The organism is Micromonospora sp. NPDC049523 (assembly GCF_040676775.1).
Lineage (GTDB): Bacteria > Actinomycetota > Actinomycetes > Mycobacteriales > Micromonosporaceae > Micromonospora_G.
In genome coordinates this window covers 59,898-80,797 of sequence record NZ_JBFAPP010000018.1, presented here as the reverse complement: position 1 = coordinate 80,797, position 20,900 = coordinate 59,898, and the positions used below count along the sequence as shown (strand labels likewise).

The 20,900-nt window shown below is 69.9% G+C and carries 18 protein-coding genes; 9 read left to right on the top strand and 9 right to left on the bottom strand.

The features are described from left to right. Positions 1-66: 66 nt before the first annotated feature. A complete protein-coding gene (locus AB0J90_RS25565) occupies positions 67-3,189 on the bottom strand; it encodes a M14 family zinc carboxypeptidase (RefSeq protein WP_363599883.1) in 3,123 nt (1,040 codons plus the stop codon). 188 nt (positions 3,190-3,377) lie between these two features. Between AB0J90_RS25565 and AB0J90_RS25560 the strand changes: the two genes are divergently transcribed. Then, entirely contained in the window at positions 3,378-5,846 is a 2,469-nt protein-coding gene (locus AB0J90_RS25560) for a lantibiotic dehydratase (protein WP_363599881.1), read from the top strand. Positions 5,847-5,866: 20 nt separating this feature from the next. On the opposite strand, the gene AB0J90_RS25555 is transcribed toward AB0J90_RS25560, so the two are convergent. Further along, on the bottom strand, positions 5,867-6,298 hold the full coding sequence (locus AB0J90_RS25555; protein WP_363599879.1) for a MerR family transcriptional regulator: 432 nt from the start codon (positions 6,296-6,298) through the stop codon (positions 5,867-5,869). Between the two features lie 56 nt (positions 6,299-6,354). Between AB0J90_RS25555 and AB0J90_RS25550 the strand changes: the two genes are divergently transcribed. Continuing rightward, on the top strand, positions 6,355-7,404 hold the full coding sequence (locus AB0J90_RS25550) for an aldo/keto reductase (protein WP_363599877.1): 1,050 nt from the start codon (positions 6,355-6,357) through the stop codon (positions 7,402-7,404). Positions 7,405-7,471: 67 nt separating this feature from the next. Here the strand turns inward: AB0J90_RS25550 and AB0J90_RS25545 are convergent, their stop codons facing one another. Together AB0J90_RS25545 and AB0J90_RS25540 are read right to left on the bottom strand one after the other, a co-directional pair. Next, positions 7,472-9,001: an MFS transporter gene (locus AB0J90_RS25545; RefSeq protein WP_363599875.1), complete on the bottom strand. Its 1,530-nt coding sequence runs from the start codon at positions 8,999-9,001 to the stop codon at positions 7,472-7,474. A 41-nt stretch (positions 9,002-9,042) separates the two neighbouring features. Continuing rightward, positions 9,043-9,408 carry a nuclear transport factor 2 family protein gene (locus AB0J90_RS25540; protein WP_363599873.1) on the bottom strand — a complete coding sequence of 122 codons (366 nt, stop codon included), beginning with the start codon at positions 9,406-9,408 and terminating at the stop codon, positions 9,043-9,045. A gap of 99 nt (positions 9,409-9,507) precedes the next feature. Between AB0J90_RS25540 and AB0J90_RS25535 the strand changes: the two genes are divergently transcribed. Then, the gene (locus AB0J90_RS25535; RefSeq protein WP_363599871.1) at positions 9,508-10,386 is read left to right on the top strand and encodes a LysR substrate-binding domain-containing protein; all 879 of its coding nucleotides are present in this window, start codon (positions 9,508-9,510) and stop codon (positions 10,384-10,386) included. Here AB0J90_RS25535 and AB0J90_RS25530 read toward each other — a convergent pair. The 3 genes from AB0J90_RS25530 to AB0J90_RS25520 form a co-directional block, all read right to left on the bottom strand. After that, on the bottom strand, positions 10,376-10,879 hold the full coding sequence (locus AB0J90_RS25530; RefSeq protein ID WP_363599869.1) for a GNAT family N-acetyltransferase: 504 nt from the start codon (positions 10,877-10,879) through the stop codon (positions 10,376-10,378). The two genes, AB0J90_RS25535 and AB0J90_RS25530, sit on opposite strands and share 11 nt — an antisense overlap. 50 nt (positions 10,880-10,929) lie before the next feature. Further along, on the bottom strand, positions 10,930-11,646 hold the full coding sequence (locus tag AB0J90_RS25525) for a GNAT family N-acetyltransferase (RefSeq protein WP_363599867.1): 717 nt from the start codon (positions 11,644-11,646) through the stop codon (positions 10,930-10,932). A gap of 444 nt (positions 11,647-12,090) precedes the next feature. Next, positions 12,091-15,324, bottom strand: coding sequence for an RHS repeat-associated core domain-containing protein (locus AB0J90_RS25520; RefSeq protein ID WP_363599865.1), 3,234 nt, complete (start codon positions 15,322-15,324; stop codon positions 12,091-12,093). A 360-nt stretch (positions 15,325-15,684) separates the two neighbouring features. Between AB0J90_RS25520 and AB0J90_RS25515 the strand changes: the two genes are divergently transcribed. After that, a complete protein-coding gene (locus AB0J90_RS25515; RefSeq protein WP_363599863.1) occupies positions 15,685-15,882 on the top strand; it encodes a hypothetical protein in 198 nt (65 codons plus the stop codon). Positions 15,883-15,914: 32 nt separating this feature from the next. Here AB0J90_RS25515 and AB0J90_RS25510 read toward each other — a convergent pair whose 3' ends face one another. After that, on the bottom strand, positions 15,915-16,382 hold the full coding sequence (locus AB0J90_RS25510; protein ID WP_363599861.1) for a hypothetical protein: 468 nt from the start codon (positions 16,380-16,382) through the stop codon (positions 15,915-15,917). Between the two features lie 42 nt (positions 16,383-16,424). Beyond that, entirely contained in the window at positions 16,425-16,556 is a 132-nt protein-coding gene (locus AB0J90_RS25505; RefSeq protein ID WP_363599859.1) for a hypothetical protein, read from the bottom strand. A 200-nt stretch (positions 16,557-16,756) separates the two neighbouring features. On the opposite strand from AB0J90_RS25505, the gene AB0J90_RS25500 reads away from it, so the two are divergent. The 5 genes from AB0J90_RS25500 to AB0J90_RS25480 all read left to right on the top strand — a co-directional run bounded on the left by AB0J90_RS25500 (position 16,757) and on the right by AB0J90_RS25480 (position 20,897). Continuing rightward, the gene (locus AB0J90_RS25500) at positions 16,757-16,963 is read left to right on the top strand and encodes a hypothetical protein (RefSeq protein ID WP_363599857.1); all 207 of its coding nucleotides are present in this window, start codon (positions 16,757-16,759) and stop codon (positions 16,961-16,963) included. Beyond that, positions 16,963-18,186 (top strand): helix-turn-helix domain-containing protein, encoded by a 1,224-nt coding sequence (locus tag AB0J90_RS25495; RefSeq protein ID WP_363599855.1) that lies wholly within the window; start codon positions 16,963-16,965, stop codon positions 18,184-18,186. Before AB0J90_RS25500 ends, AB0J90_RS25495 begins: the two co-directional genes overlap by 1 nt. Beyond that, entirely contained in the window at positions 18,183-18,662 is a 480-nt protein-coding gene (locus AB0J90_RS25490; protein ID WP_363599853.1) for a hypothetical protein, read from the top strand. Before AB0J90_RS25495 ends, AB0J90_RS25490 begins: the two co-directional genes overlap by 4 nt. Before the next feature lie 126 nt (positions 18,663-18,788). Beyond that, positions 18,789-19,514: a helix-turn-helix domain-containing protein gene (locus tag AB0J90_RS25485; RefSeq protein ID WP_363599851.1), complete on the top strand. Its 726-nt coding sequence runs from the start codon at positions 18,789-18,791 to the stop codon at positions 19,512-19,514. A gap of 114 nt (positions 19,515-19,628) precedes the next feature. After that, positions 19,629-20,897, top strand: coding sequence for a cytochrome P450 (locus AB0J90_RS25480; RefSeq protein ID WP_363599849.1), 1,269 nt, complete (start codon positions 19,629-19,631; stop codon positions 20,895-20,897). The last annotated feature ends 3 nt before the right edge of the window (positions 20,898-20,900 follow it).

The window sequence follows — 20,900 nt, the reverse complement described above, 5'->3', positions numbered from 1 at the left end:
AAAGGGTTTTGACGCCGACGGGGCGGCCGGCTCGCGCCGACCGCCCCGCCGTGGTGCGTGGTTCCGTTACGACAGCGGCTTCTTGGCGCCACTGCCGAGCAGGTGCGTCAGCGACTTGGCCACCAGGTCGTCACGGGCCGCCGGGGCTAGCCCCTCCAGACCGAAGCCCAGGTAGACGGTGTCCGGGGTGGTCACCACGGAACCCTCCTCGAACGCCGTCTGGCTGCGCGACCAGTCGTTCGAACCGGGGGCGGAACCGGCCGGCGGACCGGCCACCGTCCAACCACCCAGGTCGGTCTCGAACGAGGTCTCCGCGACGGTGACACCGTCCTTGATCACCTTGGTGTCGTCGACGAAGGCACCGAGGCCCTGGGTGGACCAGTCCGACGCGTACGAGATGGAGAGTTCGACCTGCTTGCCGGCGTACGCCGACAGGTCCACCGACCACTCCTGCCAACCGCCGGAGGCACCGGTGGCCGCGTTCCACGTGCCGGTGGTGCCGGTCGGCGAGCAGTCCTCGCCGATGTAGTGGGCGAGCTGCGGGTGCAGTTCGGCCACCCAACCGGACGCGCAGCTCTCGCCGGTGCCGGTGCCGGTGTGGCCGTTGGCGTCCGGCAGCGTGGTCCAGTTGTCGGTGCCCACCTCGTGCGCCTCGACGAACAGGAAGTCCCAGTCCGCCTCGATGTCGTGCGAGATGAAGAAGTTCAACGCACCGCTGGTCGCCCCGGTCAGGTCGACCGTCCGGGTGAGCCGCTTGTACGACACGTCCGCCTGGCCGCTGAACAGGTACCACTCACCCGTGTGCGGGTCGAACGGCGCGCCGCCCGGACGGCCCCAGCCGACCGGTGCGGTGCTGGTGAACTGCGGGAACTGGTCCGGCGGCAGGAAACTCGACGTGGTCAGGAACGACGCCGTGTGGTCCTGGTTGGCCGCCGAGCCCGGCGCGTTGAGGATGCCGTTGAAGCCGGCGAACGGACCGTTGTTGCCGACCACCGGGTACGGGTTGCCGTCCCCGTCCTGGCCGCCGCCACTGACGTACGTGTGCGCGCCCAGGTAGTACTGCTGGAAATCGTTGAGGATCGGCAGGCAGGCGCCGCCCGGCGCGGGACACTCCGGCGGTGCGTCCGGCGCGTAGTAGTACGCACCGTCGGCGGACTGCGCGAAGAGCGCGTTCTTGCCGCTGACCAGGAGCTTGCCACCCTCGTTGAGGTAGTCCCGGACGGCGAACTCGGTTTCGATCGCGGCCTTCGCCGTGGTGCCGGCCACCTGGCCGGGCGCCCGCAGGATCACGTCGTCGCCGGTCTCCCAGACCACCGCGTCGTAGTGCGAGAGCACACCGAGCGGGTGCGGCGCCTTGCGACCACGGGTGTCGAAGTCGTAGACGTCGCTGGTCTTGCCGGCGGCGGTGAGCGCGGCGGCCACCTCGTCGGCGTACTTGGCGCTGGTGCCGGTCTGCACCGGGCTGGGCCCGGTCACGTCCTCGACGGCCAGCACCAGTACGTCGCCACCGATGTCGGTGCTGACCTGGTACGTGAAGTGCTCACTGGCGGTGGGTCCGCCGCCCTTGGGTTTGGTGCCGGTGAACCAGACCTCCACCCGGTCACCGGCCTTGGCGCCGGTCACCGTGCCGCGTACCTCGGCGTAGTAGTCGTCGTGGGTTTCGCCGTACCGCTCGCCACCACGCCATTCCTTGACCTCGACCGACTTCGGCCGACCGCCGTTGATCACGTAGTGCATCTGTACGTTCTTCAGCGAACGCCGGGCGATCGTCGCCACCGGCTGACGGCTGCCGTACGAGGTGTCGAACTTGTCGACCTCGAAGTCCGGCGTGCTGCGGCCGACCACCGACACCGGGTTGTCCGGGGTCGCGGCGGACTTCGCCACGGCGAGCGCGAACGGGAGGTTCTTCGCCACCTCGGCGGCGATCAGGTCCTCGTCGTCGGGGAAGTTGAAGCCGCTGGCGCAGTCCTCGGCCAGCCACTCGTCGTTCGGGTCCGAGTTCGACGCGGTCTCGCAGGTGGTCATCTCGGGGGTGAAGCCGAGCGTGCCGTAGCGGACCGTGGCGTGCGTGTCGGTGTCGCCGTTGGTGGTGTACAGCTCGGCCGAGATGTCCGGGTCGTAGCCGGGGATCGCCGGGTTGGCGTCGTCACCGGCCATCGCCTTGTAGATCACGTCGTCCGGGGTGGGGGTGTCGACCTGCCAGCCGACGCCGTAGAGCAGCAGTTCGGCGGCCGAGTGGTAGTTGATGTAGAACTCGAAGCCCACCCGCCGGAACAGACCGTCGAGCGCCTTCGTCTCCGGCTCGGAGTTCGGGCCGGGACCGCGGTAGGTCTCGCTCGACGGGTCCGACGAGGAGCCCTCGTTGTCGTAGCCCCACTTGTAGGAGAAGTTCCGGTTCAGGTCCACCCCGTCGCCGCTGGTGATCTGACCGTCGCCGTTGTTGTCGCGCAGGTTCTTGCGCCACAGCCGGTTGCCCTCGGTGAAGGTGAAGTCGTACCCGTCCGGGTTCGACACCGGCAGGAACCACAGCTCGGTGGTGTCGACCAGCCGGGTGATCTCCGGGTCGGTGCCGTAACTGTCGAGCACGTGGTGCAGCAGCCGGCGGGTCATCTCCGGGGTGATCCACTCACGGGCGTGCTGGGTGGCGCCGTAGAGCACGGCCGGGCGCTTGCCGTCCTCGACGTTCTTGGCGTTCTTGGTGACCTTGATGGCGAGGATCGGCTTGCCCTGGGTGGTCTTGCCGATTGTCTCGACCTTGGTCAGCTTCGGGAACCGGGCCGCGGTCGAGGTGATCTCGTCCCGGATGCCGCCGGGCTCGCTGTACGACCGGAACGCCGACCAGCCGTTGGCGGACTGCTCGCGCAGCGCCCGGGAGGCCTCCTTGCCGCGTACCTTCTTCACCGCCAGCTTGACGCCCTTGGTGGCCAGCCGGGCGGCCTGCTCCTTGGTGAGCACCACCTGTACGGCGGAGTTGCCGGCCTTGTCGACGCTGCCGACCGCGTGGCCGACGTCGACCCCGCTATCTCGGAGTACGTCGATCTGCTTCGCATCGGCCGAGCCGACGTACACCTCCAGGTTGCTGTTGCCGCCATCCGGCGTGGCCGGTGGCTTCGCACTGACCGGTGTGGTCAGCACCAGAACGCCGACCAAAGTGAACACGCCGGCGATCGCCAGCCGTGTTTTGCGCATTGCGCCCCCTCGTTCGAAGGATCTCTACGCGCGAGCATTCTGTGCCGGCTCAGACGTGTCAATGATTCGATCGGTTGCTCTACGGCGATCGGTGACCGGGTGGTAACCCACTGTTCTGCCATGTCCTGTAGGCACCCGTTCGCGTTACCGTTGCGCGGCCCGATCCACCGTCTCCTGTGGAGGAACCCGTGCCGGCCGACCTCGACGAAGCACCGGCCGGGGAACGGCTCACCGAGGCCGCGCCGCACCTGACACCGCTGGTCGACGGCGAGTGGGCGCTCTGGCGGTCGGTCTGCCTGCGGGGCACGGGTTTCCCGTTCGACCTGCTCGACGAGTTGGCCAGCCCGGCACTCGCGGCCAGCGCCGACCAGTTGATCAGGTCCGGCGGGGCGGCTGCGGTGCCGGCGGAGGCGACCGCGGCGTACCGGGAACGGTTCCGGGTGGCCGGTCGGGGACTGGCGGTGGCGTTGCACCGGGTCGCCGCCGAGCCGCGCTTCCGGGAGGCGGTCACCTGGCAGAACCCGCACGCCGTACGCACCGGACTGGACACCCTGCTGCGCCGCGACCCGGAAACCGTCGTACGCACCGGCCGGCACCGCCGGTACGAGGCGCTGGTCACCAACTACCTGCACCGGTACTGCGCGAAGAACGACACCATCGGCTTCTTCGGCCCGGTCGGCTGGGCCGAAGTCGTCCCCGAACAGGTCATGCCCCTGCGGCACCTCCGGACGGCGGAACCGGTCGCCGCCCGGACGCTCTACTTCGAGCACTGGGCGGTGGCGGCGGTCGCCGCGGCACACGCCCCGGCCCTGCGGCGGTGGCTGGCACCCCGGCGGATGCCGCTGCTCGACGTGGTCGACGGTGCGTTGCGGGTGCCGCTGGCCGACCCGGTGCCGTTGGACCCGGCCGCGGCGGCCGTACTGCGCGCCTGTGACGGCGTACGGCTGCCGGATCGGATCGTGGCCGAGGTGCTGGCCGACCCGACCGCCGGTACCACCGACCCGGCCGAGGTGTTCGCCACGCTCGCCCGCCTGCACGCCGCCCGCTGGATCACCTGGGACCTGGAGGCGCCGGCCGACGACCTGCGGTCGGAGATCACCGTCCGGCGGATCCTGGACCGGGTGGAGGACCCGGTGCTGCGTACCCCGGCGGTCGCCGCGCTGGCCGAGCTGACCTCAGCCCGGGACGCGGTCGCGGCGGCGCGCGGCGACGACCGGGCGCTGCTGCCGGCCCTCGACCGGCTCGACGCCACCTTCACCCGGCTCACCGAGCGGGCCGCCCGCCGCGACGAGGGCCAGGCGTACGCGGGCCGGACGCTGGTGTTCGAGGAGTGCCGGCGGGCCGACGAGGTGACCCTGGGCCCGGCGCTGCTGGAGCCGCTGCGGGCCCCGCTCGGGCTGGTGCTCGACAGCGCCCGCTGGTTCACCTCGGCCGGCGCGGCGCTCTACCGCCGGGCGTTCCGCGACCTGTACCGGCAACTCGCCGGCCCGTCCGGTGCCAGTCCGGTGCCGTTCGCCGAGTTCTGGCTGCTCGCCCACGACCTGCTGGTCCAGCCTCCGGAATCGCTGGTCCGACCGCTGACCCGGGCGTTGCAGACCCGCTGGGCGAAGGTGCTCTCGCTGCCCGCCGCCGACGCTCCCGGTGTCGGTGCGCGCGGTGTCGGGGTCGGGACGCGCGGCGTCGGCGCGGACGGGAGCGACGTTCCGGAGGCACGCCGGGTACACCGGGACAGCGAGGCGCTGCGGGCGGCGGTCCGGGCGGCGTTCCCGGCCACCCGACCGGGCTGGACCGGCGCGGTGCAGCACAGCCCGGACCTGATGCTCGCCGCCGCTGACCCGGCCGCGGTCGAGGCCGGCGACTTCGAGTGGGTCCTCGGCGAGCTGCACCCCGGCGCGAACACCATGCGGTACGCGAGCTGGTTCGCGTACCACCCGGAGCCGGAGCGGATGCGCGCGGCGGTGGCCGCCGACCTGGCGCCGGGCGTGGTGCTGATGGGGGCGACCGAGGCGCAGGGCGGCACCCCGGTGCGTACCGCGCCGGAGCTGGCCGGGCCGGGCGACGTGCGCCTGGTCTTCGCCCCCGACACCTGCGGTTACGACCCGGACCGGGACCTGGTGGTCGGTGCCTGCGAGCTGTCCGATTCCGGTGGTCGGCTGGTGGTCCGTCGACGTCGCGGCGGCCCTGAGTACGAGCTGCTGGAGGTCGTCGCGGACCTGGTCTCGGCCGGGCTGGTGCAGCAGTTCCGGCTGCTGCCGACCGCCCCGCACACGCCCAGGGTGCAGCTCGACCGGCTGGTGATCCACCGCGAGTCGTGGACCTTCGGCCCCGCGGACCTGACGCTGTTCGCCGAGCCGGACGAGGCCGACCGGTTCCTCTCCGTACGTCGCTGGGTCGGCCGGCACGGCCTGCCCCGGTACGTCTTCGTCCGGGTCACCGGAGAGCGCAAGCCGATTCACCTGGACCTGACGAGTCTCGCCTCGGTGGACGTGCTCGCGCGGGCGGTCCGCCGGGCGACCCGGCTCGACCCGGCCGGTGCCCGGGTGACCGTCACCGAGATGCTGCCCGGTCCGGACCAGCTCTGGCTCGCCGACACCGCCGGCCGCCGCTACTGCGCCGAGTTCCGTTTCGTCGCCGTGGACCGGACGACCACCCGTTGAGCTTCGCGTCTCCGCCCCGGTCAGCCGGCCGGGATGACGCAGGAGTCGGACGGGTCGGCGGGGTTCGCGGCGAGGATGTCCTCGTACACGCCGACCTTGTGGTTGATCAGGTCGAGGGACTGGGTGAGCTGGGCGATCTGGGCGTTGACCCGGTCGCGGTGTTCGAGCATGAGGGCGAGGCGTTCGGTTTCGTTGCCGGTGCCCTGCCGGACCATCTCGGTGTAGCGCCGGATCGTCGGCAGCGGCATGCCGGAGGCGCGCAGGATGATGCAGACGCGCAGCCAGGCCACGTCGTACTCGGTGTAGACGCGGCGGCCACCGCCGTCGCGCCGTACGGCCTGTTCGATGATGCCCTCGCGTTCGTAGAAGCGCAGGGCGTGGACGCTGAGGCCGGTGCGTTCGGCGACCTGTCCGATGCTCAAACCGGGGCTTTCGGTACGGACACTTTCCATGCCGCCAAGGATACGAGCTTGACCTAGAGTCGACTCTAGGTCGTACGTTGCCGTCCATGCGTTATCGAATTCTCGGCGGCACCGGCATCGAAGTCAGCATCCACTGCCTCGGCACGATGATGTTCGGCTCCGTCGGCAACCCCGACCACGACGACAGCATCCGGATCATCCACGCCGCCCTCGACCAGGGGATCAACTTCGTCGACACCGCGGACATGTACTCCCTGGGGGAGTCCGAGGAGATCGTCGGCAAGGCCCTGAAGGGCCGGCGGGACGACGTGGTGCTCGCCACCAAGGTCCACTTCCACATGGGCGAGGGTCGCAACCGGGGTGGCAACTCCCGGCGCTGGATCCTCAAGGAGGTCGAGGAGAGCCTGAAGCGGTTGCAGACCGACTGGATCGACCTCTACCAGATCCACCGCCCCGACCCCACCACCGACATTGAGGAAACCCTGTCGGTCCTGGACGACCTCGTACGCCAGGGCAAGATCCGTACGTTCGGCTGTTCGACCTTCCCGCCGGAGGAGATCGTCGAGGCGCACCACGTCGCCGAGCGTCGCGCCCTCGGGCGGTTCCGGACCGAACAGCCGCCGTACTCGATCCTGGCCCGGGGGATCGAGACGTCGGTGCTCCCGGTGGCCCAGCGGTACGGCATGGGCGTGCTGGTCTGGAGCCCGCTCGCCTCCGGTTTCCTGTCCGGTCGCTACCGCCGCGGCGAGTCCGTCGACCTCTCGGTCGGCCGCCCCCGGCTCAACCCGGCCCGCTTCGATCCCTCGCTGCCGGTCAACGTGACCAAGCTGGAGATCGTCGAACAGCTCGTCGAGGTTGCCGACGGCATCGGCTGCACGCTGCCCGAGCTTGCCGTGGCCTTCGCCGTGGCCCACCCCGGTGTCACCTCGGCGATCATCGGGCCGCGCACGATGGAGCACCTGGACGCGTCGCTCAAGGGCGCCTCACTGGTGTTGGACGACGCCACCCTCGACCGGATCGACGAGATCGTCCCGCCCGGCACCAACGTCTACCAGCCCGATGGCGCCTGGTCTCCCGCGTCCCTGACCGACCCGGCCCGCCGCCGACGCCCACTGTCCGACCGCCCGGCGGCCTGACCCCCGGTGGTACGGCTCGGGCGGGGGCATGTTCCCGGGCGGCGGGAGTCGGCGGGGCGAGCAGGTGTCAGCGCGGCGTCGGTTGGGGGAGCGGCGAGCGCTCGTGCTCCTGCCTCGTCCGGGCCGGGGCGGGGCGCATGAGGAAGACCACGACCAGGCCGGCGACGATGCCGACCGCTCCGGCCACGGCGAAGGTCCCCTGGACGCCGGTGACCGCCGCCGCGTGCGCCGCGCTGTCGAGCAGCTCCCGCCCGTCCGGCGGGGCCGCGTGCAGCAGGCCGGGCGTCTGACCCCCGGCGATGCCATGGGCCACCCGACCCGGGTCCGGCACATCACGTCCGGACAGGATGGCCTGCGCGCGGGCGGCGAAGACGCTGCCCAGCACGGCGATGCCGAAGGCGAAGCCGAGCTGGCGGGCGGTGTTGACCGCACCGGCGGCCATGCCGCCGCGTTGTGGCGGCACCAGCGACATGGAGACCGAGCCGAGGATCGGCGTCACCAGCCCGACCCCGATCCCGACCACGGCGAGACCGGGAACCAGCGCCGGCCAGCCGGCCGAACCGTGCACGAGCACGGCGGTGAGCAGGCTCCCGAGACCGACGAGCAGGAGCCCTCCACCGATCACCAGATCGGGCCGCCGCCCGTGCAGGATCCGCCCCAGCACCGCCGAGACGGCGAATGCCGTGATCGACATCGGCAGCCCGGTGAGCCCGGCCCCGATCGCACTCATGCCAAGCACCGACTGGAGCCAGATCGAGGTGTAGGTGAACGTGGCGAAGGCGGCGAACGTCAGCAGCAGGCCGGCGAGCAGCACCGCGACGAACGAGCGGTTGCGTAGCAGGGCGAGGTCGAACATCGCGTACGGGGAGCGCGACTCGAACGCGACGAACCCGGCCAGCAGCGCCACCGCCAGTACGAGCAGCGCCCATACCCCCGTATCGGACCAGCCGTCCTCGTTCGCCCGGATGAGCGCGTACGTGGCGCAGGCCGCGGCAGCGGTGAAGCTGGCCATGCCACCGATGTCCACCCCGCCCCGACCCGGTGCGTGGACGGTGGCGAGCGTGGTCAGGCACAGCACGATGGCGACGGCGCTGACCGGCAGGTTGACGAAGAAGATCCAGCGCCACGACAGGCCCTCGGTGAGCAGCCCGCCGAGGATCGGGCCCACCGCCGCGGAGGCGCCCGACACGGCACCCCAGATCCCGTACGCGGTGCCCCGGTCGCGTCCGGCGTACGCGCTGTTGAGCAGGGCGAACGTGGTGGCGAACATGGCCGCCGCACCGACGCCCTGGACCGTGCGGGCGGTGATCAGCACTCCGGTGTTGGGGGCGAGGCCGCAGAGCAGGGACGAGGCGGCGAAGATCGCGAGCCCGACGACGTACGCCCGGCGGTGCCCGACGAGGTCGGCGATCGAACCCGCCCCGAGCACCAGAGCGCCCAGTGCCAGGGCGTAAGCGTTGATCACCCATTGCAGGGCGCCGAAGGAGGCGTCCAGATCACCGACCATGTCGGGCAGGGCGACGACCACGATGGTGACGTCGATCAGGAGCATGAACGTACCGAGGCAGACCGTCATCAGCGGCAGCCACTTGCGCATGTTGATACCTGTGTTCCTCGCGGCGGACGGGGGCGGAGTGGTCAGCGCTTCGGCGGGGCGAACTCGGGCTGGTCGAGCAGGCGCAGCCAGCTTCCGTCGGCTTGCCGCCGGACGACCTGGGCGCGGGCGCCGCTTCCGTCCCTCGGCGGGGTCGAGGTGAGCGCGATGTCGCCGCTCACCAGCGTCGGCAGCGGCTCCTCCGGCTCGAAGCGGGGCCGGTTGGCCAGCACCTTCGCCCAGAGGGCGTGGATCGCCTCACGGCCCACCGTCAGGCTGCCCGGCGGGTACGCCAGCACCGCGTCCTCCTCGTAGAGGGCGGCGACCCCGGCCGCGTCACCGGCGTTGGAGCGTTCGACGAACAACCGGGTGATGTCCTCGGGGCGGGTGGCCTTCTCGTATTCCGGCATGGTTCCTCCTGGCACGTGGGGCTTGGTCGCACTCCAGCGTGGTCGTCCGGCGAGCAGAAGTCCAACAGATGGATCTGCTAGGAGCTAGAATCGCTGGTTATGGAATTGAGGCAGCTCGAATACTTCGTCGCGGTGGCCGAGGAGCAGAGCTTCACCCGGGCCGCCGAGCGGGTGCACATCAGCCAATCCGGGGTCAGCGCCCAGATCCGCCAGCTCGAACGCGAGGTGGGTGCCGACCTGTTCGACCGCTCCGCGCGTACCGCCACGCTCACCGTCGCCGGGAAGGCAGCACTCGAACACGCCCGCGTCGCGCTCGCCGCCGCCGGGGCGGTCGGACAGGCGGTGGGTGAGGTGACCGACCTGATCCGGGGGCGGCTCACCGTCGGGATGGTCATCGGGTGCACCGTCACGCCGCTGTTCGATGCCCTCGCCTCCTTCCATCGCGCCCACTCCGGTGTGGAGGTCGCACTACTGGAGGACAACTCCGACCGGCTCGTCGAGGGTGTGCGCGGCGGCAGCATCGACCTCGCCCTGATCGGTTGCGCGACCGCCACCCCGGACGGGCTGGAGGCGCTGACGATCATCAGCGAGCGGCTGGTCGTGACGGTCCCGGCCGATCATCCTCTGGCGAAGAAGCGGCGGGTCGCCCTGCGCGACCTGGACGCGTACCCGATCGTCTGCATGCCCGTCGGCACCGGCCTGCGCACGGTGTTCGACCAGGCCTGCGCCGCGCGGGGCCTGCGGCCGGCGATCGCGCTACAGGCCAGCGCCGCGGACGCCATCGCGGACCTGGCCGCCCGGGGACTCGCCGTCGGGATCCTGAGCGCCTCGATGGCCACGCGCTACACCGACCGGCTCGTCGCCCGCACCGTCGACGACCTGGAGACGCCGGCCCTGCTCGCCCTGGTCTGGAAGAACGCGCACGGCCCCGCCGTGCGCGAGTTGCTCGTGCACAGCCGGCGGGCGCTCAGCGGGTGACTCCGGACAGGTCCCGCAGCAGGTCGCCGTCGAGACGCCGGACCTCGATCTCGTCCAGGCCGCGCGCGTGCAGACTGTCGTAGAAACGCTGCGCCGACTCGTTTGTCCGCGTCACCCACCATTCGAGCCGGGCACAACCACGCCGTACGGCCAGGTCGGCGAGGTGTACGAGCAGCGCCCGGCCCAGGCCGCCGCCCCGATGTTCCGGACTGACGTAGAGGTCTTCGAGGTGCAGACCGGGCCGACCGAGGATCGTGCTGTAGGTGGGGTAGAACAGCGCGAACCCGGCCGGTTGCCCGTCCACGGTGGCCACCACGGCCTCGACGAGCGGGCGCGGACCGAACAGCGCCTCGGCGAGGTCCCGAGGTTGGGCGGTGACGGCTTCCGTGAGCTGCACGGCCTCGGCCAGCTCGACCACGAAGCGGTGCAGTACGTCGACATCGGCCGGCATCGCGGGCCGGATGAGCGGTTCGACGGGGGTCAGTTCACGCATGTGGGCATGGTGCCTCCGCCGCGATCAATCCGAAAGCCGGCCCGCTCGGTTCAGGCGACCCCGCTCGGTTCGACCGACGGCGTACGGATGGCGGCGAAGGTGATCTCCGTACGCACCTTGAAGCCCATCGACTCGTAGAGCCGGATCGCGTTGATGTTGTTGCCGGCGACGTGCAGGAACGGTGTGTCGCCCCGGCGACGGATGCCCGCCGCCACCGCCTTGATCAGCCGGCTGGCCAGCCCCTGGCCCCGATGCCCGGGATCGGTGCAGACCGCGCTGATCTCGGTCAGGCCCGGCACCCGCAGCCGCTCGCCCGCCATCGCGACGAGCGCACCGCCCCGGCGGATCCCCAGGTACGTGCCCAGCTCGATCGTGCGCGGGGCGAACGGCCCCGGCTCGGTACGCGCCACCAGGTCGAGCATCTCCGGTACGTCGTCGCTGGTCAGCGTGACCGCCTCCGGATCGTCGGCCGCCTCCACCGCGACGTCGACCAACTGCAGTCCTTCCCCGTGCCAGACCACGTCCCACCCGGCCGGCAGTACGAGTCCGACGCCCGCGACGGCAACCGTCGCGCCGGGCCCGGCCAGTTCCGCCAGGTCGGCCCAGGCTCCCTCGTCGTGCCAGTCGGTCACGGCGGAGAACGGTGAGATGTCCGGCTGGAAACGGATGGCCCGACCGTGCGAGGCGGCGAACCGGGCGTGCCGGTCGACTAGGGAGGACCAGACCGGGTTAGCCGAGATGTCGTGTTTGTCGTTTGGATTGCTCATCACTGCCACTTTTCCCGGTCGGAGGGCCTCATCCAACGCGCAAGGCTATCCGAGTCGGGTGACCTGGACGTACGGGATATCGGAGAGATCTCGGGCACAGCCGGGTGTTGTCGACCGGCCCGGCACCAGTCATTCGGGGCCGGCTGATTACCGACCCCGAATGACTGGCGCCAGGTTCGGGTGTTGAGCCGTCCGGATCGTCGTCGATGGAGGGTGGGTCAGCGCGGGCGGCGCGTGGCGACCGCGCGGAGGATCAGGAACAATCCCAGAATTGCGGCCACCGCTCCACCGACAACCCTGATGGTCACCTCACTCGACGACGGACCCTCACCGGTAGCCAGTGGTGCCAGTATCACGATCGAGACCAGTAGCGCGCTCGATCCCGTCAACCACAGTGCGGGCACCTGGGGACTCTTCGACACGTAACCCTCCTCATCACGGGAACTAGCAATCATCGATCACGTCGTCGATGGCGAACGGGAACGAGAACACCGCCAGTTCGAATCCGAGCACATTCGCCACGATCTGCCAGGTCACCGTGGCCGCGGTGATCGTGGTGAGGCTGGCGAACGCGAGACCGAGTGCGACCGTACTGACGCCCAGCAGCATGGCCGCACGTTGGCAGTCGGTCAACATTCCGGTCGGGTCGATGTTGTTCGTCGGATTGCACGCGGCATAGGCGTACCGGTTGCCGTGCCTGGGGTTGCCGACCCGGTTGAGGTTGTCCTGCTGGGTGAAGCGCCCGGTGTTGGGGTCGTACCAGCGGCTGCCGAACTTGACCATGTCGTCGGAGCGGAGCCCGGCCGCGAAGCCCAGGGCGTTGTCGCGGATCTCGTCGCCGGCGCCGGTGGTGGTGACGGTCTTGCCGTAGGGGTTGTACGTGTAGGCCCCGGCGACACTTCCGTCGTACTTGACGAGGGCGACGACGGAGCCCAGTCCGTCCAGTACATAGAAGTAGTGGTGGACGGTGCCGTTGGTGTCGGCCCGGAAACCGAGCGGGTTGCCCTGCTGATCGCGTTCGATGTAGTGCTTGGTGTACGAACTCGGCACCGTGTAGTACTGCAGGATCGGCATGCCGTTCTGGTCGTTGAGGCCGTAGAAGTAGCGGCCCTGGAACGACGGTGTGGTGCGGTGGGTGAGCTCGATCTGGTTGGGGCCGTTGTACTTGTAGGCGACGGTGTTGAGCGCGGTGTCCTTGCCGCTCGTCATCTGGCCGGCCTCGTTGTAGATCGGTGCCCGGGTCGCGGAACCGGCGGTCTGGTTGCCGGCGCCGTCGTAGGCATAACCGGAGCTGGTTATCTGGTTCGCGGCGTTGAAGGCGAGGCTCTGTGTGGTGGAGCCGTTGAGCTTCACGTTCTTGCGGTTGCCGTTGGCGTCGTACTCGTATTCGTAGGTCTGGCCGTCGATGTTGGTGGCCTTCGTCAGCCGGTTGCCGCCGTCGTAGGTGTAGACACTGACCGCGTCGGCCCGGTGGTGGTCGGTCTGCCACTGCCGTAGGCCGGTGTCGGCGGTGGGGTCCGTGGAGCACGGACTCGTGCCGACCCGCTTGGCGTAGCAGTAGGACACGTCGAACACGATGGAGGCGGTTCCGCCCTGCCAGCGCTTGCTGGTGGTGCGGGTCAGACGTCCCGAATTGTCGAACGTGTTGGCGGTCTGCGCGATCGTGGCGCCCGCGATCTTCAAGGTGGTGGAGGTACGTCGACCCTCGTCGTCGTACGTGAAGGCGTAGGTGCCGTTCGCGGCGACCAGTTGGGTGAGTAGGTTGCGGGCGTTGTAGGTGTAGGAGGAGGTGCCGCGCTGGTCGGTGAGCGTCTTCAGATTGCCGACGGGGTCATAGGTGTAGATCAGTGAGCCCTGGCGGACGACCATGCGGTTGAGCCGGTCGAAGTTGTACGACTGGGTGCCCTGGCCGTCGTCGCGCCACAGCAGGTTGCCGGCGGCGGTGTAGCGGTACTCGACGGCGGGCGTACCGTCGGAATAGGTGATCTTGGTGACCCGGTCCTCGAGGTCGTAGTCGTAGTGGGTGGTACGACCAGCACCGTCGCCGGCTTCGTGGAGGCGGCCGAACTCGTCGTAGGTGAAGGTACGTACACCCAGGGACGTGCCGGTAGGCGGTGTGATCTTGACGAGCTGCTTGTCGGAGTTGTACTCGTAGCTGGTCTTGTTGGTGCCGTTGCCTGGGTCGGTGGAGGACTTCACCGTGCCGTCGGTGTTGTAGTCGACCTTGGCCTCGGCGGCCAGAGCGTCCGTGGTCGTCAAACTGTTGCCCGCGCCGTTGTACGTGTAGGTGCTGACGTTGCTCTGACTGTCCGTCGATGACGACGGCTGGAAGTTCGCGGTCGGGTTCGACGGTGTGGCCGCGTTGGCGTAGGCGTAGGCGACGCTCGCACCGGTCGGCGACGCCGACCCGGTACGCGACTGGCCGCCGTTGGCGTTGTACGTGTTGGTGGTCATCCCGTTGGTGCCGTTCGTCGCACTGGCGACATCCTGGAACGGCGTGTACGAGGTGCTACGGGTCTTGCCCTCCGGGTCGACGGCGTCGGTGACCCGCTTGTTGCTGTTGATCGTGTAGGTCGTCCGGGGCACCGAGGTGACCGGCTGGGACTGGTTGGTGTTGGCGTCGGCGATCAGCGTCTGGGTCGACGACGGGTAGGCCCAGCGGGTGACCGACGCGGCGTTCGGGTCGACCTGCTCGTCGATGATCCGGCGTACGGACGTGACGCGATGGGAGCTGTCGTACGTGATCGTGGTGACGGCGCCCGGGTCGGTGGTGTCGATCCCGCTGGTGATCTTCGTGATCCGGTGCTGCGCGTCGTACTGGAAGCGGACGTCGTCCTGGTTGAGCGAGCAGATCTCGGTCAGGTTGCCGTTCGCGTCGTACGCGTACTCGACGCGGCGGTAGATGCCGCCAGCGGTCTGGTCGATCTTCGAGATGTAGCCGTTGGCGGCGTAGTGGACGGTGGCGAGCCGGGCCCCGCTCGTGCCGCGATCCGACTTGACGGACGTCAACCGGCCGTTGGCGTCGTAGCTGTAGTCGGTGACGTTGTCGTTGCGGTCGAGTGTGCGGTCGAGCAGGCCGGTGGAGGTGAAGTAGAGCCTCCGCCCGCCCTCGTGCTCGGTGAGCTTCCAGCCCGAGCCGTCCGTGACCAGGGTCGCCTTGAACTCGCTCGGGGTGGTGTAGCCCGAGCCGCTGGGCGTGAACCGCCCGACGACACCGTCCGAGGCGACGTAGGTGACCGAGTTGTCGTCTGCCTTGACCAGTTTGACGTCCACCCCGGAGCGGGTACGCCAGCCGTATCCGAGTGAGCCGGTCGCCAGGTCGCTGCCCGTGAACAGGCTGTTGTACACCGACCCCAGCGTCAGGTTCTGCGCGATGCCGGGCAGCACCAGGTCGGTGCTACGGACGAGCAGGTTTCCCGAGCCGGTGTTGACCTCGAGCGACACGCGGTCGGTGAGGGCGAACGTGGTGAACGAGCCGTTGCGTACCGGCCCGGTCCCGAGTGGCACCGAGATCGGCCCGGCCAGCATCGTCACCGCCGCGGTCGACGGACCCAGTGCGACCTTCCCGCTGGAACCGGGCGAGCCAGCCTGTCGAGGCCTGACCGAGGCGTTCCCGGTGGGTGACGGCTGCTCGGCCGCGGTGGCGGGGTTCGCTGGCGCGACCAGCAGCGATCCCATGATCACAATGGCGGACGACGCCGCGAGAATTCGATTGGACGCATGGCTACGCGGAGCCACATGTACCTCCCCGTGAGTGTTGGTGGCGACAACAGGGGAGATCGTTCGCGACGATCATCGATGTATCAATGTCGCTCGAAAATTATTGCGACCATTCCTGAAACGATGGCCCTCGATTCGACAGTCGGTCGGTGATCGGCTAGAGCGCCCCTCCGCGTTCACGGGGGTGCCGACGAACGCACGCCCTACGGCACGGAGGCTCAAGTTCTGATCAAGTTCCGGTTCGACGCGTACGGGCGGAGATTGTCGGCTCCTACGGTTGGGTACCAGATTCACATCCCGACCAAGAGGAAGCTCCTGATGCCCACCGAAAAGTCCGAGTCGACCAAGGCGTCCACGCCCAAGCCCCCGACCACCGTCATGCCGAAGACGACATCCGAGGTAGGCGAGGCGACGGAGCCCCGGGGCTCCACGACCAGCGGTGGCGGCGGGTCGGTGCCGTACAAGAGCTTCGTGATCGGCATGTCCGGACGGACCCGGCGCAGGCCACGAGCTTGACGGAAGCGGTCAGGCGGTCCGGGGTGCGCCGATCAACCTTCGCCTCGCCGTAGCCTGCGCCCGTGCCGGGTGAACACGTGCCAGGCGACCGCCGTGGCCGCGAGCCCGAAGACGAAGGGCGGCACGGATCCGGACCAGGGTGTCGGAGCCCCGGCTTCCATCGCCATCCACGGATGGTCGGGGTGGTAGCGGACCGGGATGGTCGTACCGACCTGCGGCCTGCCCTGCCAGGTGTCAAGGTCGACCTCCCGGCTGACCGGTGCCGGAAGCATCACGGTGACCTTCCGGCCAGCCGACTCCGAAACCCGGGCGTACTGGGTTTCGCCCTGATCGCGCAGGATGTTCACGACCAAGATGGGGTAGGCCGTGAGGCCGAACGCGATGAAGGCGATCAGGCAGACGGCGACAGCGCCGAACGTGTCGATGTCCGGGCGGGCCTTCGGGCCGACCATGATGGGTTCATAGCGGTCCCTGCGCGGCGGGGGCGTCGGCTCACTCACGGCCCGACTGTGACAGCCGGCCGCCACCCTCCCGCCCGGCGTTCACGGTGTGGATCGGACGAGGCCACCGGCCCAGGTCAGGGCTTCGCGTTCGGCGCCTTCCCACTCCTGCACCCACGGCGGGGAGCCGAGCCGCTTCAGCAGGGATCCCACATCCTCCCTCGCCTGTCTCACGCGCGGATTGTCGATTCGGTACCAAACCACGTCGAGGCGTAACCGCGACCGACAGTAGGCGGTTCCACAGCAGAGTGTCACTAGCGGAAACGCTCGGCTTCGTCGGCAAGCGAACTCGACCGGGCGTGACCGCGGGGTCGCTCCGGCTTCCCCAGCCAGCGTCCGGGGTGGCCCCTTCCAACGACGAAAGGGAGAACGCGATGTCCAACGAGGAACGCGAATCGCAAACAACACTCGGTTCGGATACCACCGTGCCCCCCGAACCGGGGACAGGCACCACTCCCGAGACAGAAAATCGCAAGCCAACCCGCAACGGCGGGAGGTTCAACACCAAGGCGGCCTCTGAACCGTACGAATTCTTTTCGATTGGGGTGTCCGGTCGGATCCGGCGCAACCCGAGCGTCTGATGGACGAGTTGCCAATCGGGCGTCGGGTCGCCTACTGGCGTGGCCAGCGGAAGATGTCGCAGCAGGTGTTCGCCGACCGGATCGGCAGGTCGAAGAGCTGGGTCGACAAGGTCGAGCGGGGAGACCGCCGGCTGGACAAGTTCTCGATGCTCTACCAGATCGCGGTCGTGCTCCAGATCGACGTGGCGATGCTGCTCAACCGGGACCCGGAACGGGGGTCGAGCCTGACGGGCAGCTACGAGCAACGGGAGCTGGACGATCTCCGGCAGGCGCTGGAGCGCTCCGCGCCGGTCGCCCAGCTCGGCCGGGCCCCGGCCACACCGCTGCACGAGCTGACCCAGTCGGTCAACCACGCCTGGCTCACCTACCAGTACGCGCGGTACGGCGTACTGGTCCGGGGGTTGCCGGGGCTGTTGCGCGACGCCCAGGCGGCGGAGGCGTACCACAGTGGCGACGCCGGCCGGCAGGCGGCGAGCCTGCTCGGGCAGGTGCTCCAGATCGCCTCCTCGGCGTTGCGGAAGTTCGGCGAGTGCGACCTGGCCCGGCTGGCCGCCGACCGGGCGATCGGGACCGCGCGGCGGGCCGAGGACGAACTGCTCGCGGCGGTGGCGACCAGCAGGATGGCCAACGCCCTGCTGGCGATGGGCCGGGCCCGCCCGGCGTTCGAGGCGAACATCGTGATGGCCCACCGGCTTGCCCCGGCCGATCTCGGCACGGCCGACCCGGCCCGCCTGTCGGTGTACGGGTCACTGCTGCTCCAGGCCGCGATGGCGGCCGCCCGGCTAGGCGACAACGCGGGCGTGCGGGAACTGTTCCGGGGGGCCGACGAGGCGGCGAAGATGCTCGGCGCGGACCGGAACGAATACTGGACCAGCTTCGGCCCGACCAACGTGGAGCTGCACCGCGCGGCGGCGGCGGTCGAGCTGGGGGAGGGGCGGCAGGCGGTCGCCATCCACGCCCACCAGCTCAACCATCGGGCGCTCGCCGCGCTGCTGCCGGAGCGGCGGGCGCACCACCTGCTCGACCTCGCCCGTGGCTACCTCCTGGTCGGCGAGACCGGCTGTGCCGGGGAGGCGCTGGTCGAGGCGGACCGGGTCGCGCCGTGGGAGATCCGGGGCCGGCCGATCGCGCACGAGCTGATGGCGGACATCCTCCGGCGAACAAAGGGTACGGCGCCCGCGCTGGTCACCGACCTGGCCACCCAGATGGGGGCACGGGTGTGACCATCGTCCGCGCCCTGCTGCCGTACACGCCCGACGGTGCCCGGATCGACGCGGAGGACATCGGACAGACCAATCCGTGCCCGATGGACGACCGGTTCTTCGGCCTGCTCCGACGGAACGTCGCGGGCCTCGTGGAGAACTTCTGGGCGGCCGGCTACGTCAACGTCGTCGCCGGCAGCTTCCTCCGTGGCTACCCGGACTACCTGGCCTTCCGTCGGTTGCTGACCCGGCCCTGCGCGGTGTTCCTGGTGGAGTTGCTGGTCGTCAAGGACGTACGCGACCGTCGGCGGACCACCCGCGCGAAGCGCACCACGCAGCAGTGGCGGGACATGGTCGACCTGGTCCCGGAGGACCTGACCTTCCGGCAGGCGACCGACGCCGACTACCGCTACCTGGGCATCGACACGACCCAGCTCGACGTCGCCGAGACCGTGCAACGGATCAGGGCGGCGATCCCCGAGGTCTACGCCCGGTAGAGATCCACGACCTTCTTCGCACGGACCGCCGTACGGCAACGGCTTGCGTCGTACTCCGTGCTGCCCTACTGTCGCCTCGTGACCAGATCGTCAAATCTGGTCACGTGGTCACGAGGGGAGATTTCGATGGACCAGGTCGAGCGACAGAACTCCGGCCAGGTGGACGTCGAGCGCGGCCTGCGGGCCGATCGGATCCTGGACGCCGCCGGTGCCCTGCTGGTGTCGTGGGGCTACCAGCGGATCACGATCGGCGAGGTGGCCCGCCGGGCCGGTATCGGCAAGGGCACCGTCTACCTGCACTTTCCCACCAAGGAGGCGCTGTTCCTGGCCGTGCTGACCCGGTCCGCGGTGGTGCTGGTCGACGCGCTGCTGCGTGACATCGACGAGGACCCGGCGGCTGTGTTGCCCGGCCGGGTCGCCCGGTTCGGCTACCGGTGGCTGCGGGACGACCCGATCAGCCGAGCGCTGTTCACCGGCGACACCGACACCCTCGGCGCGCTGACGCACAGCACCGACGTCGGTGGCATCCCGGGCGAGCGGGACCGGATCGTCGCCGACTACTTCGACATCCTGCGCGAGCACGGCGTCGCCCGTACGGACGCCGACGCCAGCCAGCAGCGCCACGGATTCGTCGCCCTGCTGAGCGGCTACCTGCTCACCGAGGACGCCGCGCCGGTCGGGGCGACAGCGGCCGACGCGACAGCCGACTTCGTCGCCGGGATCGCCACAGCGGCCTTCGAGCCCCCGACCGCCCGCCCGGCACCCGACCCGGCGGCCGAGCAGGTACGCGCCCTGCTCCACCGCACGCTCGACCGTCTGCACCAGCAGTTGAGCCGGCAGTTCGCCTTCTGAGCACCGGGGGACAGACGTCATGACCGAGCACCGGGGGACAGACGTCATGACCGAGCACCGGGGGAGAGACGCCATGACCGAGCACCGTGAAAGAGACGCCGTGGGAGACAAGCCATGACCGCAACCCAGCCGGACGCCGCCGCGAGCACCGGCACCTTCGACCTGATGGACGAGCGGCTGCTGCGCGACCCGTTCACCGGATACTCCCGGATCCGGGAGCAGACACCGATCACCCGAGCCACGATCCCGGGGATCGAACCACCGTGGGTCGTCACCCGACACGAGGACGTCAAGGCGGTCCTGGGAGACCCGCGCTTCGTCACCAACCCGGCCAGGGTGCCGGGCAGCACCGGGGTGAACATCGCCGAGATGGTGCTCAAGGCCCGTGGCGTCAGCGACGAGCACGCCCGGTACCTGCTGGCCAACATCCTCGAGTTCGACGGCGCCGACCACGCCCGACTCCGCAGGCTGGTTTCGCGCGCGTTCACCGTACGTCGGGTCGCCCAACTGCGCCCGAGGAACGAGGAGATCACCGAGGACCTGCTCGACCGGCTCCCCGACATGGCCGAGGACGGGGTGGTCGACCTGCTGCGCCACTTCGCGTACCCGCTGCCGATCATCGTGATCTGCGAGCTGGTCGGCATACCCGAACAGGACCGTCCACGGTGGCGTACGGCCAGCGCGGCGCTTGTCGACCCGACCGGTGCGGGTCTGGCCGACGCCCTGGCCGATGTGGTCGACCACACCCGGCAGCTGATCGAGCAGCGCCGGGCCGAACCGGCGGACGACCTGATCTCCGGACTGATCCGCGCGCAGGACGAGGACGGCGACCGGCTCAGCGACACCGAGATGATCGCCATGATCCTCACCCTGCTGATCGCCGGCCACGAGACCACCGCGCACCTGGTCGGCAACGGGACGGTCGCCCTGCTCACCCATCCCGACCAGCTCGCCCTGCTGCGCGACGACCCCGAGCTGATGCCCGGCGCCGTCCACGAACTGCTGCGCTGGTGCGGCCCGGCGCAGGCGACCCGGATGCGGTACGCGACCGAGGACGTGCGGATCGGCGACGTACTCGTGCGCAGGGGCGAGGCGGTGATGCCCATCCTCGTCGCGGCGAACTACGACCCGCGCGTCTTCGCCGACCCGGATCGGCTCGACCTCACCCGCGAGCGGGACGGGCGCGGGGAGCGACACGTCGCCTTCGCCCACGGCCTGCACTACTGCCTCGGCGCGCCCCTGGCCCGGCAGGAGGGCGAGGTCGCGTTCGGAGCACTGCTGCGCCGGTTCCCCGACCTCACGCTCGCCGTACCGCCGGAGGAACTCGTCCGCGAACTGGTGCCGGGTGCGTGGCGGTTGGCCGCGCTGCCGGTACGGCTGTGAGGC